At 25.1% G+C, this 20,392-nt stretch carries 16 protein-coding genes; 3 read left to right on the top strand and 13 right to left on the bottom strand.

Features of this window, described 5'->3' with window-relative positions:
- Nucleotides 1–62 precede the first annotated feature (62 nt).
- From nth to efp, 3 genes are all read left to right on the top strand, one after another.
- Nucleotides 63–701: an endonuclease III gene (gene nth, locus VJI77_RS00485; protein ID WP_293439756.1), complete on the top strand. Its 639-nt coding sequence runs from the start codon at nucleotides 63–65 to the stop codon at nucleotides 699–701.
- A gap of 8 nt (nucleotides 702–709) precedes the next feature.
- On the top strand, nucleotides 710–2,104 hold the full coding sequence (locus VJI77_RS00480) for a VanW family protein (RefSeq protein WP_323987872.1): 1,395 nt from the start codon (nucleotides 710–712) through the stop codon (nucleotides 2,102–2,104).
- An 81-nt stretch (nucleotides 2,105–2,185) separates the two neighbouring features.
- A complete protein-coding gene (gene efp, locus VJI77_RS00475; RefSeq protein WP_009372767.1) occupies nucleotides 2,186–2,743 on the top strand; it encodes an elongation factor P in 558 nt (185 codons plus the stop codon).
- Between the two features lie 44 nt (nucleotides 2,744–2,787).
- Here efp and VJI77_RS00470 read toward each other — a convergent pair whose 3' ends face one another.
- The 13 genes from VJI77_RS00470 to asnS form a co-directional block, all read right to left on the bottom strand.
- Nucleotides 2,788–3,762, bottom strand: coding sequence for a tyrosine recombinase XerC (locus tag VJI77_RS00470; protein ID WP_323987871.1), 975 nt, complete (start codon nucleotides 3,760–3,762; stop codon nucleotides 2,788–2,790).
- 159 nt (nucleotides 3,763–3,921) lie between these two features.
- On the bottom strand, nucleotides 3,922–5,034 hold the full coding sequence (locus VJI77_RS00465; protein ID WP_323987870.1) for a tetratricopeptide repeat protein: 1,113 nt from the start codon (nucleotides 5,032–5,034) through the stop codon (nucleotides 3,922–3,924).
- Between the two features lie 6 nt (nucleotides 5,035–5,040).
- Nucleotides 5,041–6,777 (bottom strand): arginine--tRNA ligase, encoded by a 1,737-nt coding sequence (argS, locus tag VJI77_RS00460; protein ID WP_323987869.1) that lies wholly within the window; start codon nucleotides 6,775–6,777, stop codon nucleotides 5,041–5,043.
- Nucleotides 6,778–6,786: 9 nt separating this feature from the next.
- Nucleotides 6,787–9,141 (bottom strand): endonuclease MutS2, encoded by a 2,355-nt coding sequence (locus tag VJI77_RS00455; protein WP_323987868.1) that lies wholly within the window; start codon nucleotides 9,139–9,141, stop codon nucleotides 6,787–6,789.
- A 5-nt stretch (nucleotides 9,142–9,146) separates the two neighbouring features.
- Nucleotides 9,147–9,665 (bottom strand): cell division protein ZapA, encoded by a 519-nt coding sequence (locus VJI77_RS00450; protein WP_293439750.1) that lies wholly within the window; start codon nucleotides 9,663–9,665, stop codon nucleotides 9,147–9,149.
- Nucleotides 9,666–9,678: 13 nt separating this feature from the next.
- A complete protein-coding gene (gene pheT, locus VJI77_RS00445; RefSeq protein ID WP_323987867.1) occupies nucleotides 9,679–12,045 on the bottom strand; it encodes a phenylalanine--tRNA ligase subunit beta in 2,367 nt (788 codons plus the stop codon).
- Between the two features lie 10 nt (nucleotides 12,046–12,055).
- Nucleotides 12,056–13,078, bottom strand: coding sequence for a phenylalanine--tRNA ligase subunit alpha (gene pheS, locus VJI77_RS00440; RefSeq protein ID WP_313960768.1), 1,023 nt, complete (start codon nucleotides 13,076–13,078; stop codon nucleotides 12,056–12,058).
- Between the two features lie 13 nt (nucleotides 13,079–13,091).
- Nucleotides 13,092–13,781, bottom strand: a complete 690-nt coding sequence (locus VJI77_RS00435) for a response regulator transcription factor (RefSeq protein WP_009372600.1) — start codon at nucleotides 13,779–13,781, stop codon at nucleotides 13,092–13,094.
- 9 nt (nucleotides 13,782–13,790) lie between these two features.
- The gene (selB, locus tag VJI77_RS00430) at nucleotides 13,791–15,695 is read right to left on the bottom strand and encodes a selenocysteine-specific translation elongation factor (protein WP_323987866.1); all 1,905 of its coding nucleotides are present in this window, start codon (nucleotides 15,693–15,695) and stop codon (nucleotides 13,791–13,793) included.
- Nucleotide 15,696: 1 nt separating this feature from the next.
- The gene (gene selA, locus VJI77_RS00425) at nucleotides 15,697–17,085 is read right to left on the bottom strand and encodes an L-seryl-tRNA(Sec) selenium transferase (RefSeq protein WP_323987865.1); all 1,389 of its coding nucleotides are present in this window, start codon (nucleotides 17,083–17,085) and stop codon (nucleotides 15,697–15,699) included.
- A 35-nt stretch (nucleotides 17,086–17,120) separates the two neighbouring features.
- Complete coding sequence (gene selD / locus VJI77_RS00420; RefSeq protein ID WP_323987864.1) at nucleotides 17,121–18,176, bottom strand: selenide, water dikinase SelD; 1,056 nt, start codon at nucleotides 18,174–18,176, stop codon at nucleotides 17,121–17,123.
- Between the two features lie 9 nt (nucleotides 18,177–18,185).
- Nucleotides 18,186–18,806: a helix-hairpin-helix domain-containing protein gene (locus VJI77_RS00415; protein ID WP_323987863.1), complete on the bottom strand. Its 621-nt coding sequence runs from the start codon at nucleotides 18,804–18,806 to the stop codon at nucleotides 18,186–18,188.
- A 199-nt stretch (nucleotides 18,807–19,005) separates the two neighbouring features.
- Entirely contained in the window at nucleotides 19,006–20,391 is a 1,386-nt protein-coding gene (asnS, locus tag VJI77_RS00410) for an asparagine--tRNA ligase (protein ID WP_004833381.1), read from the bottom strand.
- Nucleotide 20,392: the final 1 nt, after the last annotated feature.

The raw sequence follows: 20,392 nt of genomic DNA, 5'->3' as shown, positions 1-20,392 counted from the left end.
AGTTTTACACTTTTTACAAAAAAACTATAGCTATTAAATAATAAGATATTGGAGTGAATGTTTTGAAATGTTTATCTAAGGAAAAAATAAACATTGTAATGGAAAAATTAGAAAAATTATATCCTGATGCAAAACCAGAACTTAATTTTTCTAACAGTTTCGAGCTGCTGATAGCAACTATTTTATCTGCTCAATGTACTGATGTAAGAGTTAATAAGGTTACTGAAAAATTATTCAAGGATTTTAAGACTCCAGAAGAATTTTTAACTTTAGATGTTGATGGTTTGTCTAAATATATACATAGTTGTGGTTTTTATAATTCAAAAAGTAAAAATATTTTAGAAACTTGTAGAATTTTAGTTGAAAAATATAATTCTATAGTTCCAAGTGATATGGAATCATTAACTTCATTACCAGGAGTTGGAAGAAAAACTGCAAATGTAGTTAGATCTTGTGCTTTTGGTATTCCTTCTCTTGCTGTAGATACTCATGTGTTTAGAGTTACAAATAGAATAGGAATTATAAATGAAGGTAATGTTTTAGATTCTGAATTTGCATTAATGAAGAAGCTAAAGAAAAATACATGGAATAAAGCACATCATTTATTTATTTTTCATGGAAGAAGATTATGTAAATCAAGAAAACCAGATTGTAAAAATTGCATAATAAATTCCGAATGTTTATACTTTAAGAATTTATAGGAGGATATATGAAAAGATATATAAAAATATTTGCTGTATTAGGAATATTTTTAATAGTAACAATATCGGGTTATTTTTTGCTTAATAGAAATCCATTAAGTAATGCTACAGGACATACTAAAAATTTAAAGAAAGAAGAACTTTTAACATATGATAAATTCTATGAAGGAATTTATATTAATAATATTGATTTAAAAGATTTAACTAAAGAAGAAGCTTTAAATAAAATAAAACAAAGTTTAGAAATGGGTAGCGAGTTCACTTTAAAACATGGTAATTATGAAAAGAAGTTTCTTCCTAAAGATATTGACTTTTCATATAATTATGAAAATTTAGTTAATGAAGCTTTTAATATAGGTAGGTCAGGATCCGATGATGAAAGGATTGAAACTTTAAAAAATTTGATAAAAAATCCTAAAAAGTTTGATGTTAAGTCTACTTTTGATTTATCAAAATTAAATAGCATTATTACCGAAGTTTCTGAAAAAATAAATTCTGAACCAATAGATGAAAAATTTTCTTTTTCTGAAGGAAAAATATCAGTTGTGGATGGTAAAGTTGGATTAAAAGTTGAGAGTGAAAAAATATTGGATAATTTTAATACAGTTCCTGTGAAATTTGATTTAGAAATACCAACTATTGTTACAGAATATAAAAAGATTGATAAAACATTGTTATCATCAATCAAAGGTGTAATAGGAGAAGCAACTACTAAATTTGATAATCAGCCTAATAGAAATAATAATATAAAAATCGCAGCAAATAAAATTAATGAATTTGTAGTAAATCCAGGAGAAACATTCTCTTTTTCAAAAGAGTTAGGGGAAGTATCTAAAAATACAGGTTATAAGCCTGCAGGAACATTTATTAATAGTAAGATAGTAGATTCTATAGGAGGAGGAATTTGCCAAGTTAGTTCTACCTTATATCAAGCGTTAGTTAAATCTGATTTAAAAATAGTTGAACGAAATCAACATTCAATGAGGGTACCTTATTGTACTATTGGTTTAGATGCAATGTACTATGAAGGTTCTAGTGATTTGAAATTTCAAAATACATTTGATTTTCCTATAGTTATAACTAGTTATGTTTCAAATGGGGAAATAACTTTTAGAATATTGGGTGATACAGATAAGAAAAATTATGATATTAAACTATTTACTACTGATGTTTCTCGAATTCCAATGCCTATAGAGGAAGTTCCGGATCCAAGTTTACCAGAAGGAAAGAAAGTTGTAGTTGAAAAGGGATTTCCAGGTTATAGGGGCTCATCATATAAACAAAAAGGAAATGAAAAAGCAGAATTATTAAATAGTGATTATTACAAACCAAAAAAGCAAATTGTTAAAGTAGGAACAAAAAAAGAAGTAAAAGAAACTATCGAAAAAGAAAAAAATGATTAATAATGAGCAAAAATATAGATATTTTTAATGCAATATGTTATAATACTTTTTGGATTATTTATTAAAATAGGAGGAATAATAATGATTTCAGCAGGAGATTTTAGAAAAGGTACTACATTTGAAATGGATGGAGATGTATACCAAATTATAGATTTTCAACATGTAAAACCTGGAAAAGGTGCTGCTTTTGTAAGAACTAAGATAAAATCAGTAAAAAATGGTGGTTCTAGAGAAATGACTTTTAACCCAAATGATAAATATGAAGTTGCAAAAATTGAAACTAAAGAGATGCAATATTTATATTCAGACGGTGAGTTATATTACTTTATGGATACAGAAACTTATGAACAATTACCATTGAACTTTGATGTTGTAGAAGATGCTCTACTATATTTAAGAGAAAATGACAATGCTACAATAAGATTTCATGATGGAAAAGCATTTAATGTTAGTGCACCAAATTTTGTAGAACTTGAAGTTGTAGAAACTGAACCTGGTGTTAAGGGTGATTCAGCAACTGGTGCAAACAAACCTGCCAAAGTTGAAACAGGAGCAGTTATAACAGTACCTTTATTTATAAATAATGGTGATAAAATAAAAATTGATACTAGAACAAATGAATATCTTTCAAGAGTTTAATAAAAAAGACAAGTAATGAACTTGTCTTTTTTGATTCAATAATATTATATTTTTAACTTTGAAATAGGGTTTTTTGAAATTCCTTTTTTTATATCGTCATCATCCAAGTGGGTATATATCTGTGTTGTAGCTACACTTGTATGACCTAAAATACTCTGAATAGTTCTAATATCTACATCTCCATATTTATACATAAGTGTTGCTGCTGTATGCCTTAATTTATGAGGAGTGTAAATTTTGGGATTCAGTCCAGCAAATTCAATATATTTTTTTAATCTTAATTGAATAGATCTATTTGAAATTCTTTTTTTATGTGAACTTAAGAATAGGGCATTTGTATCTTTTGTTACAGGCCTAAGTTTTAAGTAACTTTTTATTGCATAAATACAATTTTCATTTAGAAAAACAGTTCTTTCCTTATCACCTTTTCCAATAACAGTTAATTTATCATCTTTAATAGATTCTATATTTATACCAGTTAGTTCAGAAATTCTTAGACCACATGTTAAGAAAATTAATATTATACATAAATCTCTTGCTCTGTTAAACTCATTATTTTCACCTTTTATAGAATTAATAACTTTTTCTGATTCAGATAAAGTCAAATATACAGGATTTCTTTTTTGTAACTTTGGTAATTCTAATTTTTCTGAAGGGTTTTTATCAATTAATTCAACAGTATTATGCAAGTATTTAAACCATGATTTTATAGCAGATATTTTTCTTGCTTTAGTTTTAGTAGAATCATTAAAGTATGAATCGCAAAAAGAAATATATGCATGTAAATCGGTTATATCAATATCTAATATATCACGTTTGTTAATTGATAAAATACAAACAGAATCTATATCAGAATCTAAATTATAACCGAATAATTTTTTTCTCATAACTATAAACTTCAAAAATCTTTTTAAATCATAATAATATTCTTTAACAGTAAGGGTAGAACGTCCTTTTATAGTTAATAAATAATTCAAGTAGTCATCTAATATAGTTGGACAATCATTAAAATGTTCCATTATAGTATCTCCTTAAAATTTTAATTATTTTTCGCAAAACTATTATTTTGCGAAAAATAAAAAATTTAAAATAAAGAAGAGACTCTAATTAAATCCCTACTCTATTTATGCATAAATTATATTATATTATTTCCAAAAAGTCAATACTACAGAAAAAAACTATTTTAAATTTTCTTTGTATAATTCTTGTAAATATAATATATCATTCATTATAGAATTATCTATATCTTCATATAATAATAATTTTTCGATATCTTCTTTAGCTTTTTTGAATCTTTTTAGTTTTAATTCCAATATTATCTTATTAAATAACAATTTTTCATCATCTATATATAGAGATAGTCCTCTTTCGAAAATTTTAAGCGATTTTTCGATTTTTTGCATTTTGTAATATAATAACCCTAGTTCTATAAAAATATTTAAAAAATCAGCGTTTAAATCCAATGATTTTTCGTAGTACTCTATAGCTTTTTCGTTTTCGTTTAATTTATTATATATATATCCAATCCAATAAGAATCTTCTTTATCTAGATTAAAATTATCAATATTTTTTAATATTTTATAACAGTCTTCAAACTTAAATCTATCTACCAGTTGTAGTAGCTCTTCAATTTTAACTTTTACAGTAATATCTTGTATTTTTTTATTGATAATATTATCAATTATTTTATTTGAATTAGTTATAGCTTTTTTATAAAATATATTAGCTTTAATATAAAATTTTTCTTTTACACATAAATCGCCATAAAGCATATTTAGTAAATAATCATCTTCATTTTTACTTTCTAAATCAGACAACAAAATTTTAATTTCATTAATTAACATATTATAATAACTATTATCATAATCTAAAATCATCAAAAGATACTTAGTATATATTTTTATAATAAAATCATCAGATATTTCTAAATTAATTAATCCTCTAATAATTAATAGATTATAAATTATTGTATCATAATTATTATCATTAAAATCAATTTTAGACTTAACAAAATCTAATAAGTTAATATTTTTTGATTTTATAAAACCATTTAAAAATTCAATATTTTCAAAATTTGAATCTATTCCATTTAACAATAAAATCCCTTCAAAAAAGTATGATAAATTAATATTTTCATTAAATTTATTATTTTTAATATTTTCTAATAAAACATTTGAACTAATTGGAAAATCGATATTTTCATAATTTTTTTCATTAATTTCAATATTTTTCACTGTAAGAAAATATACTTTATCAGAAAATTTTCTAAAATAATTATATAAATTATCCATATTCACCTACATTTTTTTAGGAGTATCCATACCTAAAAGTCCTAATCCAATCTCAATAAGTAATCTTGTACAATATGTTAATATAAGCCTAAATTCTTTAACACTATCTTCTTGATTACTTATATGACAAGAATTATAAAATTTATTAAATAATTTTGCAACTTCAGTTATATATCTTGCAAGTATTGAAGGTTCATATTTCTTGGCTGAATCTAATAAAATATCTTCAAATTTATAAATTGATTTTATTAAAGATAATTCATCAATATTCATTTCGTAATTTGAAACTTTTGAAATATCAATATTATCTAATTTTAAATAAAAATCATTCTTTTCTAATATACTATTAGCTCTTGCAGCGGAATATTGAACATACGGGCCTGTTTCTCCTTCGAAATTAAGAACATTATTCCAATCAAAAGAATAATCTTTAATTCTAGTATTGAATAGTTCTTGAAATATTACAGCACCAATTCCTACTTCTTTAGCAATTTCTTCTTTGTTTTCGAGAGAACTGTTTCTCTCATTTATAATTTCTAGAGTTTTTTCTACACTTTTTTCAAGCACATCATTTAAGAATATAACATTTCCTTCTCTTGTGCTTAGTTTTGCAGAAGTTCCTAAAAAATTATCTTTTACACTTACCATACCAAATGAAACATGAATACAATCTTTAGCCCATTCATATCCCATTTCTTCTAAAACAGCTTTTAATTGTTGAAAATGTAATTTTTGCTGAGTTGCAACTACATAAATATTTTTATAAAAATTATAATCTTTTTTTCTAGTTAATGCAGTTGCAATATCTCTTGTTATATAAGTACTGGAAGAGTTACTTTTTAAAATCAAAGCAGGTGGTAAATCATATTTATCTAGATTAACAATTTTACATCCATCACTTTCAACTAATAAATTTTTGTCTTCAAGTTCTTTAACAACATCATCAATAAACTGAGAATGATAAGCTTCACCTCTGTATGAGTCGAATTTAACTTTTAATTTATCGTAAACTTTTTGAAATTCCATTAAACTAATGTCTTTAAACCAATTCCAAAGTCTAACGGACTCTTCATCTCCATTTTCTAATTTATTAAAATAATTTCTAGCAGTTTCTAACATTTTTTCATCAGTTTTGCATAGATTATTAAAATCGACATACAATTTTAATAATTGATTTATAGGGTCAGCATTTATCTCTTCATCATTCCCCCACAATTTATATGCAGCAATTATTTTTCCAAACTGGGTTCCATAATCTCCAAGATGATTTACACCAACTGTATTATATCCTAGAAAATTATATATGTTTTTAATTACATTTCCAATTAATGTACTTCTTATATGTCCAATATGAAATGGTTTAGCTATATTTGTTGAAGAATAGTCAATAACAATAGTTTTATCTAAATTATCTTGTGAAGATCCATATTTTTCTTTTTTATCAAATATTTCTTTTATAACATTTTTAGAAAATTCTGAGTTTCTAACAAAGAAATTAATATAAGGTCCAACATTTTTTACATTTGAGAATATACTATCATCTATATTAATTCTATTTACCAATCCTTCAGAAATTATATTTGGTGCTTTTCTTAAAGTTTTAGATAATTTAAAACATGGAAATGAGAAGTCTCCCATTTCTGGATTAGGAGGAATTTCTATCAATTCTCTAATTTCTTCTTTATTTAAATTTATATCTAAATCAAAAATAGTATCTATAACTATATCCTTAAAGTTTATCATAATTTTCTCCTATTTTAGTTTTACAATAGTAGCTCCATCGCCACCTTCATTAAATTTAGCAAAGCTAAAAGACTTAACCAATTTATGTTTTCTCAAAAAATCTGAAATATTATTTCTTAAAACTCCAGTTCCCTTACCATGAACAATTGTTACTTCATTTAAATTAGCTATAAAAGAATCATCTAAAAATTTATCAATTTCATAAATTGCATCTTCTGTATTATATCCTCTTACATCTATCTTATTATTATACATTTTATCACTCTTAATAAAAGTAGCTTTAGAATGAGATATTTTTTCTTTAGAATTATCAATAACTTTTTCAATTCTAATAATATCACTAATATTTGCATTTACTTTTAAAATACCTATTTTAACTTGTAAATTTCCATTTTTATCTGGTAATGTCTGTACATATCCGTTTTCATTTAAACTTAGAACTTTAACTTCTTCACCTAACATTAAAGGTTCATTTAATATATTAGATTCAGTTTCTTTTTTAATCATTTTAGAATGATTAATTTTATCCATTTTCTTTAATATTTCTTCAGAGATTTTTTTTAATTTAGCAGATTGTTCTTTTGATCTTGCTTTGTTTATATGATTAATTGTTTCTTTGCAAAATTTTTCAGTTTCATATATTGAATTTTCAATATATTCTTCTAATTTTTTTATCTTTTTTTCTTTTTGTTTATTAAATTTCTCAAGCTTTTCTTCATATTCTTCTTTAATTTTCTTGTTAAAATTTAATAACTCTCTTTGCTCAATAATAAGCTCTTCATATTCTTTACGTCTACTATCAACACTACTAACTAACTTATCAAAAGATAACTCATTATTGGATATAAACTTTTTAGCATTAACAATAAAGCTTTCGTTAAGTCCTAATTTTTTAGAAATCTCAAACGCATTTGATTTTCCAGAAATGCCAATGATTAATTTGTAAGTGGGTTCTAGCTTTTCAACATCAAATTCCATTGCGGCATTTTGAACATTTTCAGTTGATATTGCATACATCTTTAATTGACTATAATGAGTTGTTGCAATAGTTCTAATATTCTTTTCTAAAAAATAATTTAGTATGGCAATTGAAAGACCTGAACCTTCTTCCGGATCTGTCCCGGATCCTAGCTCATCAAATAAAACCAAGGAATTTTCTTTTGCTCTGTTTATTATTTCAATTATATTTTTCATATGAGATGAAAATGTGCTTAAGGATTGTTCTATACTTTGTTCATCACCAATATCTGCAAATAATTCATCAAATACAGCTACTTCTGAATTATCAGCACAAGGTAACATAAGTCCGTATTGAGTCATCAAAGTTAAAATACCAACAGTTTTTAATGTAACAGTCTTACCACCAGTGTTTGGTCCTGTAATTACTAAAGTATTAAAACTATTTCCAAGAGAAATATCAATTGGAACTACTCTATCTTTATCAATTAGAGGGTGTCTAGCCGATTTTAATGAAATTATGCCTTTATTATTTATTATAGGTTTAATAGCTTCCATATCGTATGCCAATTTTCCTCTTGAAAATATAAAATCTATATTGGCAATTACATTTAAGTTTGAAATTAATTCAGGTAAAATTTCTAAAACTCGTTTAGAAAATTCTATTAAAATTCTTTCAATTTCTTTTTCTTCATCAATTTCTAACTTTTTTAAATCATTATTTAAATCAACTACAAACATAGGTTCTATAAAAACTGTTTGACCTGATGCAGATTGATCGTGGACAATACCTTTAAAAGAATTTTTAAATTCACTTCTTACAGGGACTACATATCTGCCATCTCTTAAAGTATATAGATTATCCATCAACTTATCAGATGTTGAAATCAGTTGATTTAGTCTATCTCTAATCAAATCATTTTTTGATTTTATCATCTTTCTTATTCTTTTTAAATCAGGACTTGCATCATCAGAAATTTCATCTTCAGATATTATAGAGATTTCTATATCTTTTTCTAATTGAGCAGCTATGTTTAATAAATTTATAAGTCCAAAAATATTTTTAAATTCAGAGGATTCTTCTTCAGAAATTATATTTTTTAAAAATCTTGAAGTATTGAGAAGCTTCCAAACTTCTAAAAGTTTTCTAAGAGAAAAATATTGTCCTATTTCTAAAAGCTTAAAATCTTCTTCCAAGTCATCAATATTAGAAATTCCCGGTAATCTATGTTTTATTATAAATCTATAAGCTTCATCTGTTTCATCTAATAGTCTTTGTACTTCTATTAAATTTGATGAAATTTCTGAATTTTTAATAGTTTTTTTTCCTATTATACTTTGAGAACGATTCAATAACATATTTATAATTTTATAAAATTCTAAAGTTTTTAACACTTTATAGTTCATTATAATTATTTTTTCTCCATTTTTATAATTTTTTCAATATATTCATTTTTAATATTAACAATTTCATTTTGTAATTCTATTATTTTCTCATTTTTTTGTTTTAATTCATAAAAATTATCATATGAAATTTTTTCAATATTTTCATACCTTTTTTCAAGAGAATTTATTGTACGAGTTAAAACATTATTCTTATCTGTTAGATCTTCTACTATTTTTTTTAGTTCTTCCTTTTCTTTTTCAATTTTTTGACTATTTTTAATAAATTCTTCTTGCTTTTTTACAGGAAATTCACTATCTTCAGTTAATAAGTTAATTTCTTTTTTTAAGTCAAAATAATCGCTTGAAATATTTAGTGCGACTAATGTAGCAGCCATAGTAGGGTTTAATAAATAATTTTGCGATGTAATTTTCTTTATTTCCTCATCAACATAATTTGCTATTTCTTCTACTTCTTTATTACTTTTTTCTCCAATAATTGTATAAGTAGTTCCCGCAATATTGACTTTTATTTTATTAGTTTCCATATTAATCTCCTAGTTAAAATCTTAAATAAGCTCCTAATTTTTCTTTTAAATCAGATAACATTCTATCAATTACACAATTTATATCTTCATCAACTAAAGTTTTGTCTTGTGATTGGAAGGTTAGTTTGTAAGCCATTGATTTTTTACTATTTTCAATTTGATTACCAGTGTAAATATCAAATAGTTCAACATCTTTTAAAATATTACTTGAATTATCTCTAAATATTTTTTCAATGCTGCCACTATCTACATCTTTATCAACTATTATGGCTAAATCTCTTTTAACATCAGGATATTTAATTAATGGCTCATATATTTTTATTAAACTTACTTTATCTCTTATTTTTTCAATATCAATTTCACAGACAAATATATTTTTCTTTATAGAAAAGTTCTTACAAACATCATAAGATATTTGTCCTATTTCTCCAATTTTTTCTTCATTTACTAATATATCAGCACTTACACCAGGATGAAAATAGTCTATAGAACTATTTTTTTTGAATTCTAAGTCTTTAATGTTCAAAATATTAAATAAATTTACAACAATATCTTTAATATAATAAAAATCATATTTTCCATAACAACCTATAACCAATTTTTTCTTTTCTACTGGCACTTTGTCATTGGTAATATTGTGAAATGTATTACCTAATTCGTAGACTAATAAATTTTCATTTTTATAATTCAAATTCTTAGCTAAAACATCAATTACATTTGGAATTAAAGATTTTCTCATAATACTAAATTCTTCTCCTAATGGATTTAAAATCTTTACTGTATTTTGAGTACTCATTTTTGCTTTTCCAATAATATTACCACCAATAAAAGAATAAGTTGTAATTTCATATAATCCCAAATTTAATAAAATATTTTTTATCTTATCCTCAAGTATTCTTTTTCTGCTTTTTCTACCTATTGTATTAGGTGCTAAAATAGGTGTAGGCTTAAGATTTGAGAATCCATATAGTCTACCTATTTCTTCAACAATATCTTCCTGAATAGCTAAATCTGTTCTGAAATAAGGGATAGTACAAATTATAGTATTATTTTCAATTTCTGTATTAATTTCTAATAAATTTAAATAGTTTATAATTTCAGAATTTCTAATCTCAACACCTAGTAATTTTTTTACTAAATTAGGATTAAATTCTATTATTTTTGTAACTGTTTTTTCATTATTTACATCAAATACTGAGTCAATTTTACATTCAATGTTTTTTTCTAGTAAATATAAAAACCTTGATAAAACATTCATAGTATGTTCTGAAGTTAATCCCTTTTCATATCTTATAGATGCTTCAGATTTTAAACCTAATCTTTTTGATGTAGATTTAATAGCTTTTTTTGTAAAATAAGCAGATTCAATAAAAATATTTTTAGTATTTTCATCAATTTCAGAATTTTTTAAACCCATAACACCCGCAATAGCAATAGGTTTTACATCATCACATATCAACATATCTTCGCTTGAAAGAATTCTTTCAACATCATCTAGAGTTACTACTTTTTCTCCTTCAAAGGCGTTTCTAATAGAAATATTACCTTCTAATTTATCTAAATCAAAAGCATGTAATGGTTGACCTAATTCTAGCATCAAAAAATTAGTTAAATCTACAATATTGTTTACAGGTCTTATACCAGAATTCAATAGATAATTTTGAATTTTTCTATCTGATTCCTCTATCTTTACATTTTTTACAATACTAGCAGAATATCTTCTACAATTTTCTGAATTAATATTAATATTTAATGAACTTTTATTTTCTATTTCTTTAGTATCCATAAGATTTACTGGATTTAATTTTTCATTAAAGCTTGCTGCAATTTCACGAGCCATACCAACAATTGATAAACAGTCAGGTCTATTTGGAGTTATTTCAAATTCTACAACAGTATCATCTAAATCTAGAATTTCTCTAATATCAGTTCCAAGAACTATATTTTCATCAAAAATTTTAAGAACACCGTCTTTATATTCTTTAGGAATAACAGAATCAGGATATCCTAATTCTTTGTAACTACAAAACATACCTTGAGAAATTTCTCCAGCAAGTTTTGCTTCCTTGATTTGTGTATTATCAGCAAGTGTAGAGTTAACTTTAGCAACTGGTACATGATCAAATTGTTGTAAATTTTGTGCAGCAGTAACAATTTGAACTATTTCATTTCCCAAATCAACTTTAGTAATCCATAATTTATTTGAATTTTCATGTCTGTAAATATCTATAATTTTACCAACTACAATATTATCAATTTTAGTGCCTAATTTTATAATAGATTCAACATGTGATCCTGTAAGTGTTACCTTATCACATATATTCATTATATTATCATTTATATCAACATATTCTTTTGCCCATTTAATTGGTAATAACATATAATCCCCCTTAAAATTGTTCTAAAAACCTCTTATCATTATCATATAATAATCTAATATTATTTATTTTATGCTTAACCATTGTAATTCTATCAATTCCCATTCCAAAGGCAAACCCAGAATATTTTTTCGAATCAATACCACATGCTTCTAATACATTAGGATGAACCATTCCACATCCTAGTAATTCCATACTCCATCCAGTCCCATTACAAACTGGACATCCCTTACCCTTGCAATTAAAACAAGAAACATCTACTTCAGCACTAGGTTCAGTAAATGGAAAATAATGTGGTCTGTATCTTGTTTTCATATCTTCTCCAAAAAATTCTTTAATAAAAGTATTAAGAGTATCAATTAAGTTACTCATATTTATATTTTCATCTACTACTAGTCCTTCAATTTGATGGAACATTGGTGAATGAGTATCATCAACTTCATCAAATCTAAATGTTCTACCAGCTGATACCATTTTTATAGGTGGTTTTGTTGTCATCATAGTTCTAATTTGAACAGGAGATGTATGAGTTCTAAGTAACAAATCCTTATCAATGTAGAATGTATCTGACATTTCTCTTGATGGATGATCCATTGGAGAATTTAGTTTATTAAAATTATTTTCAACAGTTTCAATTTCAGGGCCATCAATTACCGAAAAACCCATTGAAATGAAAAAATTCTCTAACTCTTCCATAGTATTATTTAAAGGGTGTCTATGACCTATGTAAATAAGTTTTTTATTTATTGTAACATCAATAGTTTCTTTTTTAATTCTTTTTTCTAATTCTATTTTATTAAAACTTTCAATTTTTTCATTTATTATACTATCAATTTCCTGTTTTGTTACATTTATAAGTTCTCCTATTTTTGGTCTTTCTTCTTTTGAAACATTTGCCATATTTCTAAGAATACTAGTAAATTCACCTTTTTTTCCTAAATATTTAATTCTAAGTTCTTCTAAGGTGTTTTTATCCACTGAATTTTTAATTTCACTTAAAATTTTTTCTCTTAAATTACTAATCAAATCTTTCATATTTATCTCCTATTTAACCTTGTATTTTTTTATAATAATAGCCTTCTCCCCATTTAGTTTGAATATAGGTAACATCACCCATATTTATTTTTTCTCTTAATCTTCTAATATGAACATCTATTTTTCTGTAATCACTAACACGTTCTTCTTTCCAAACTGTTCTAGCAATATCTTCTCTACTAAAAATTTTTTCAGGATTAATAGCCATTATATATAAAATATCAAATTCTTTTCCAGTTAAATCAACCTCTTCACCTTTAAGCTTAACAGTTCTTCCTACTATATTAAACTCTAAGTCATCAGCAAATATTAAGTTATCAATATCTGTTCTTCTTTGACCAAATCTTCTCATTATAGCTCTAATTCTTGCTTTTAATTCAAGAATATTAAATGGATAAATTAAATAATCATCAGCTCCATATTCAAAAATTAAAATTTTTTGCATATCATCCTTTAAAGTAGTAGTGACAATAGTAGGAATATCACAAAATTCATTTAACTTTCTTTTAAGGTCTAATCCTGTACCATCCTTAAAATTCATATCCATAATAATCATATCAAAATTTTTCTGATCAGCTAAAATAATAGTATCTTCGATATTATTAGAATTAGTTATTTCATAATTTTCATCTTCCGTCATCGAATACATTAAATCATTTATTTGTGAATCCGTAGGTAAAGCCATTAATATTTTTAATTTCATAATCTTCTCCTATTTCACCAATATTCTTTCATTATCTTTTCTTAAAGTTATCTTTTCTTTATCTAAAAATTCAAGTAATTCCATAGTGGATTTTCTATTAGAATTTAATAAATCTCTCGCATCTGAGACAGAAATAGTTCCATTTCTTATTATAAATTCTCTAATCATATTTACAGCTAAATCATAATTTTCTCTGAGCATATAACCTGAATCCAATTTTATAACCTCTTTATTACTTATCAAATACAAAATAAGTTCCTTAAAATGTTCAATGTTCATATCTAAATTAAAATCTTCAAAATTTATAATTAAAAATTTATTTGAATTAAATGTATTTTTTATCATTTGAAGATTTTTAAAATCTGTATCATCTAGTGAAACATTAAAATCAAAAGTAGAAACATATTCATCTAAAACTTTGAATTTATCAGAAATTAAGTAATTCATAAATTCATTTTTTGTTTTTCCACTTAAAGAATCAAAAAATTTTGATTTAATAGTTTCTTTTGAAACTCCAATTCTCTTAGGATATTTTTCTTGAAAATTCTCTATAAATTTAGTTATATTTTTAATTAACTTTTTAATAAATCTATCTGATAAAATTAGTCTATCAGAATTATTTCCAAATGAAACAACTCTATTTTCTTCAATTAATTCGTCAATCAACTTCGAAATATTTTTAGATGAATCTGATAAAAAATTGTAATAATTTTTTTCTATATAGAATTTTTCACTAAATCTATCTATGTAATTATATATATATTCTTTGAAATTACAATTATCAAGATTTTTAATTTTTTCTATATCATAACTATTAAATCTTTTTTTCTTAGTAGCGTTTGGATCAATAATATATCCTCCACCAATAGTATATAGTGGTGAAAATAATCTTAATATAAATCTATCATTTCTTTTACTAATGATAGGTTCTTCCAATCTTAATTGAACTATATATTCTTTATTTGATTCTAACACGTCATTTTCTAATAAGATTGCTCTACATAAAACTTCACTGGAACCTAAATATAAATGAAATCTTGTTCTATTAGTAATTTCAAAAGGTAAATTAATTGTCTTTAATTTTACATCTATAATACTACTCTCAGTAAAAGTGTTATTAGGAACCAGTACTGAACCCTTTGGCACATCTTCTTTTTTGATATTTGCAAGATTTACAGCAACACGTTGACCAGAATAAGCCGAATTAACATTATTGTCATGTACTTGTAAATTTCTAACCTTTGTTATTTTGTTTGAAGGATAAATTAGAATTTCATCATCAAGATTCAGTGTTCCTGATATTAATGTTCCTGTAACAACAGTCCCAAATCCCGTTATTGAGAATGATCTATCAACATATAATCTTGGATTTGAATTTAAATCTTTTTCAGGTAAAGTATCTACAATTCTAATTATTTCATCTTTTAGTTTATCAATTCCAATTTTTTCAGTTGATGATACTTCTATTATTTTAGCATCTTCTAAAAATGTTCCAGAAACTTCATCAGCTATATCTAATTTAACAAGTTCAATCCAATCTTTATCAACTAAATCGCATTTTGTTAAAGCAATAATTCCATTTTTTATACCTATTAAATTTAGAATATCTAAATGTTCCTTAGTTTGAGCCATGATTCCTTCATCAGCAGCTACAACTAAAATTATCATATCCATTCCACAAACGCCGGATAACATATTTTTTATAAACTTTTCATGACCAGGAACGTCAATAATTCCTACTCTAAGTTCATCATTTAAATCAAAATGAGTAAATCCTAATTCAATAGATATACCTCTTTTTTGTTCTTCTTTTAATCTATCTGTATTTCTCCCGGTTAATGCTCTTATTAAAGTTGTTTTACCATGATCTATATGTCCAGCTGTTCCTACGATAATATTTTTCTTATTATCCATATTATTCTCCTATTAACGAATTTAATGCATCTTTAATTATACAAAATTCATTTTCAAAAATTGTTCTCACATCAAAAATTAAATTTCCTTTATAAATTCTTGTAATTATTGGAATTTTATTACTTCTTAACTTTTCTTCTAATTCATTTTCTGTAAATGATTTTGAAATTACTTTTATAGCCTTAGATGGTAATTTTTGAGTTGGAAGTGAACCTGCACCAACTTCTGAATCGATATCTATAATTTCATAAGAAAATTCGTTATTTTCTCCCAAATATTCGATAAGTTTTTGGGCTTTATCGTACAGTTTCTCAATTTTTATAGTTAACATATTTAATGTTGGTATCTTTGAAATAGCTAATTCTTCGTCAATATAATATGAAAATACAGCTTCTAATGCTGACAAAGTAAATTTATCAACTCTTAAAGCTCTAGTTAATTGATTTTTTTTCATTTTTTCAATATATTCTTTTTTACCAACAATAATACCTGCTTGAACCCCACCAAGCAATTTATCTCCACTGAAACTTACAATATCAACACCATTTTTAATACATTCTTGGACAGTCGGTTCATGAGATAACCCATATTTAGATAAATCTATAAGAACTCCAGAACCTAAGTCTTCAATAATAGGAATATTATATTTTTCTTTTAAGCTATTTAATTCAAATGAAGACACAGCTTCAGTAAATCCTAAAATTTTAAAATTACTTTGATGAACTTTAAACAGTGCTGCTGTATTTTCATCAATGGCATTTTCATAATCTTTAAGATGCGTTTTATTGGTTGTCCCTATTTCTTTTAGTTCTGCTCCACTTTCTCTACAAACATCAGGAATTCTAAATGATCCACCAATTTCAACAAGCTCACTTCTACTTGTAATTACATTCTTTCCTTTTGCTATTGTAGATAGAATCAACATAACTGCCGCAGCATTATTATTTACAACCATACAGTCTTCTGCCCCGGTAATTTTTTTTATAATTTCACTTAAATGAGAATATCTCGATCCACGTTCTCCTTTTTCTAAATTATATTCAAGATTAGAATATCCGATTGAAACTTTTTTAATATTTTCAAAAATTTCATTATTTAAAACAGATCTTCCTAAATTAGTATGAATAACAACTCCTGATGCATTAACAACATTTCTTAAACTGAATGTTTTTTTGTTCATTAAATTATCTTTAATGTTATCAATTAGATTTTCAATCTTATTTGATATAATATTTTTATCATATCCATTAGAAATATTATTTCGAATATTATCTAGTTCTTCATGAATTGATTCCATAACTAAATTTTTTGAATTTTTATCTAATAAATCTTTTATTACATCATTATCTAATATTTGATCAACTTTAGGTATCATTTTGTATAAATTCATAGTCTTCTCCACTTTAAAATTACTTAATTATATTATTATTTTATTATTAAATATTTTTCTTTTTTTTCTACAACTTTACCAACAACAGCAAATTTTGTTGGAATACCTCTTAAATTATTTAGAATATCTACTACTTCGTTTTCAGGAACTGTAATTAGAAGTCCACCTGATGTTTCAGGATTAAACATTACATTTAAAAGAGATTCATCTATTTCTTTTTCCATCATATAGTTATTTCCAACAAATTTTTTATTATCGTAGCAACCTTTAGGAATAAGTCCAATATTAGCATAATCTATTGCACCCTTTAAAATAGGTAAGTTAGAACTATCAAGTACAAAAGTAGTATCTGATCCTTTAGCCATTTCATAACAATGGCCCATTAATCCAAATCCTGTAATATCCGTACAAGAATTAATTGTATAATTTTCTATCGATCTTTTTGCGTATTTGTTAAGAGTTTCCATAGTATGAACTGCATCTGCAATTTCTTCTTCAGTTGCAACTCCACCTTTTATAGCAGTATTTATTATTCCGAGCCCTAATGGCTTTGTTAAAATTAAAATATCACCAATTCTAGCAGAGGAATTTTTCCAAACTTTATTAGGATGAACAAAACCTGAAACACTTAACCCATATTTCGGTTCATCATCTTGAACAGTATGTCCTCCAATTAGTAAACATTCAGCTTCTTGCATTTTTTTAAGTCCACCTTTTAATATTTCTGTTAAAATCTTTGGAGGTAAACAATTTGGGAAACATACAATATTCATCGCCATAGTTGGTTCTCCACCCATTGCATAAACGTCTGAAAGAGAATTAGCAGCGGCAATTTTGCCAAAAGTATACGGATCATCAACTATAGGAGTAAAAAAGTCTAAAGTCTCAATTAATGCTAGTTCATTATTAATCTTATAAACAGCTGCATCATCAGAAGTTTCTATTCCTACAATTAAATCTTCACTTATTGAAGTGCTGTTATCCAATCCTGATAATACCTCGTCCAGAATATCTGGACCAACTTTAGCTGCTCATCCTGAAGTTTTCGCATATGAAGTTAATTTTATATCTTTTAAATTAGTATCTTTCATTATTTTCTCCTAATCTACTGTTATATCATTTTTTATTTTTTCAAAAGTTTTCTTTCCAATTCCCGAAACTTTTGTAATATCTTCAATTTTAGTAAATTTCTTTTTTTCTCTATACTCTATTATAAGTTTAGCTTTATTCTCTCCTATTCCAGTTAATTTACAAAGTTCTTCCTTACTTGCAGTATTAATATTAATTAATTTACTATTATTTTCAACGGAGCTATTATCAACATCTCTAGATTCATTGTGTGAATTTCCATTAGTTTCTCCAATTTTGAAAATATGTATTTTCATTTCATCTTTAAGTTTTGTAGCCAAATTAATTTTACTTTTTTCAGCATTTTCAGTTAATCCACCTGCTGCTTGAATTGCGTCATTAACTCTATCTCCTATTTTCATCTTATATACACCAGGATTTTTTACTTCTCCATCAATATGTACATATATTTCTGAATTTTGATCTTTATTTTCTGAAGAGTTTTCTTCATTTTGGAGTTTGCTTTCATTGTGAATATTTTCTACAGCTTTTTTCTCGTTAGTAGATGTAAAATATTTATAAGTAAATCCAAGAACAGTTAATCCTAAAAACATACATACAATTAAAATTATATCTTTTTTATTCTTTAACATAATACACCTCAATTATTGCAATTACGAAATAAAAATACATTATAATTATAACATATTATTACAAAAAAATCTATTTTTAATTAATTAAGATATAATATATTAAATAATTTTAATATATTATATAAATGTATAATATTTTCTTGCATATTATTACAAAAAAATGAGATGCAAAGAGCACCTCATTTTAAAAATTATAATATTAAAATTCACATAATCCTACTGTTCTTGGGAATGGTAATACATCTCTTATATTTTGCATTCCTGTTAAATACATTAACATTCTTTCAAATCCTAATCCATAACCTCCATGTTTTGTTCCACCAAATCTTCTTAAGTCTAAATACCAAGAATAATCATCAATATTCATATTTGAATCTTTCATTTTTTGTTCTAATATTTCAAGTCTTTCTTCTCTTTGACTTCCTCCTATTAGTTCTCCTATACCTGGAACTAACATATCTGTTGCTGCAACAGTTTTATTATCATCGTTTAATCTCATATAGAATGCTTTTATTTCTTTTGGATAATCTGTTAAAAAAACAGGACCCTTTACGATTTTTTCACAGATATATCTTTCATGTTCTGTTTTCAAATCAACTCCCCATTCAACCGGGTATTTGAAATTTTCTTTGGATGATTTTAATATTTCTATTGCTTCAGTATATGTCATAACCTTAAATTCTGAATTAACAACAGAATTTAATCTTTCGAGTAATCCATTATCTATAAAATCATTAAAAAACTTCATTTCATCAGGAGCATTTTCTAAAACGAATTTAATAATATATTTAACCATATCTTCTGATAATTTAATAACATCTTTTAAATCAGCAAAAGCTATTTCTGGTTCAATCATCCAAAATTCAGCAGCATGTCTTGTAGTATTTGAATTTTCAGCTCTAAATGTTGGTCCAAATGTATAGATATTTCTATATGCCATTGCAAATGCTTCACCTTCTAATTGACCACTAACAGTTAAATTTGTTGGTTTAGAAAAAAAGTCTTGAGTGAAATCAACTTCTCCATTATTTGTTCTAGGTAGATTGTCTATATCTAAATTTGTCACTCTAAACATTTCGCCAGCACCTTCTGCATCACTTGCAGTTATAATTGGTGTGTGTGCATAAACAAATCCTCTTTCGAAAAAGAATTTGTGTAGAGCATAGCTTAAAATTGATCTAACTCTAAAAACAGCATTAAATGTATTTGCTCTTGGTCTTAGATGTTGGATTGTTCTCAAAAATTCAAATGTGTGTCTTTTCTTTTGAAGAGGATACTTATCAGTGGACTCTCCTTCAACTACTATTTCAGAGGCATTAATTTCAAAATTTTGTTTTCCACCTAAACTTTTAACAACTTTACCTTTAACTATAATTGCGGAAGGTAATAGTAATTTTGATATAGTTTGAAAATTATCTAGTTTTGATTCAACTACAATTTGAATACTTCTGAAAGTTGTTCCATCATTAAGCTCTATAAAACCAATATTATTATTAAAACGACTATTTTTTATCCAACCTGCCACTTCAACTTCTTTGTCAATAAAATTTTTTTCATTTGCAAAAATATCTTTTAGTAAAAACATT

The organism is Parvimonas sp. D2 (genome assembly GCF_035282635.1).
Classification (GTDB): domain Bacteria; phylum Bacillota; class Clostridia; order Tissierellales; family Peptoniphilaceae; genus Parvimonas.
This window is presented reverse-complemented; position numbering and strand designations above follow the sequence as displayed.

Excerpts from the sequence above, each read along its gene's own strand:
- VJI77_RS00480 (WP_323987872.1), top strand. The coding sequence starts at position 710 with ATGAAAAGATATATAAAAATATTTGCTGTATTAGGAATATTTTTAATA.
- efp (WP_009372767.1), top strand. The coding sequence starts at position 2,186 with ATGATTTCAGCAGGAGATTTTAGAAAAGGTACTACATTTGAAATGGAT.
- VJI77_RS00470 (WP_323987871.1), bottom strand. The coding sequence starts at position 3,762 with ATGGAACATTTTAATGATTGTCCAACTATATTAGATGACTACTTGAAT.
- VJI77_RS00465 (WP_323987870.1), bottom strand. The coding sequence starts at position 5,034 with ATGGATAATTTATATAATTATTTTAGAAAATTTTCTGATAAAGTATAT.
- argS (WP_323987869.1), bottom strand. The coding sequence starts at position 6,777 with ATGATAAACTTTAAGGATATAGTTATAGATACTATTTTTGATTTAGAT.
- VJI77_RS00455 (WP_323987868.1), bottom strand. The coding sequence starts at position 9,141 with ATGAACTATAAAGTGTTAAAAACTTTAGAATTTTATAAAATTATAAAT.
- VJI77_RS00450 (WP_293439750.1), bottom strand. The coding sequence starts at position 9,665 with ATGGAAACTAATAAAATAAAAGTCAATATTGCGGGAACTACTTATACA.
- pheT (WP_323987867.1), bottom strand. The coding sequence starts at position 12,045 with ATGTTATTACCAATTAAATGGGCAAAAGAATATGTTGATATAAATGAT.
- pheS (WP_313960768.1), bottom strand. The coding sequence starts at position 13,078 with ATGAAAGATTTGATTAGTAATTTAAGAGAAAAAATTTTAAGTGAAATT.
- VJI77_RS00435 (WP_009372600.1), bottom strand. The coding sequence starts at position 13,781 with ATGAAATTAAAAATATTAATGGCTTTACCTACGGATTCACAAATAAAT.
- selB (WP_323987866.1), bottom strand. The coding sequence starts at position 15,695 with ATGGATAATAAGAAAAATATTATCGTAGGAACAGCTGGACATATAGAT.
- selA (WP_323987865.1), bottom strand. The coding sequence starts at position 17,085 with ATGAATTTATACAAAATGATACCTAAAGTTGATCAAATATTAGATAAT.
- VJI77_RS00415 (WP_323987863.1), bottom strand. The coding sequence starts at position 18,806 with ATGTTAAAGAATAAAAAAGATATAATTTTAATTGTATGTATGTTTTTA.
- asnS (WP_004833381.1), bottom strand. The coding sequence starts at position 20,391 with ATGTTTTTACTAAAAGATATTTTTGCAAATGAAAAAAATTTTATTGAC.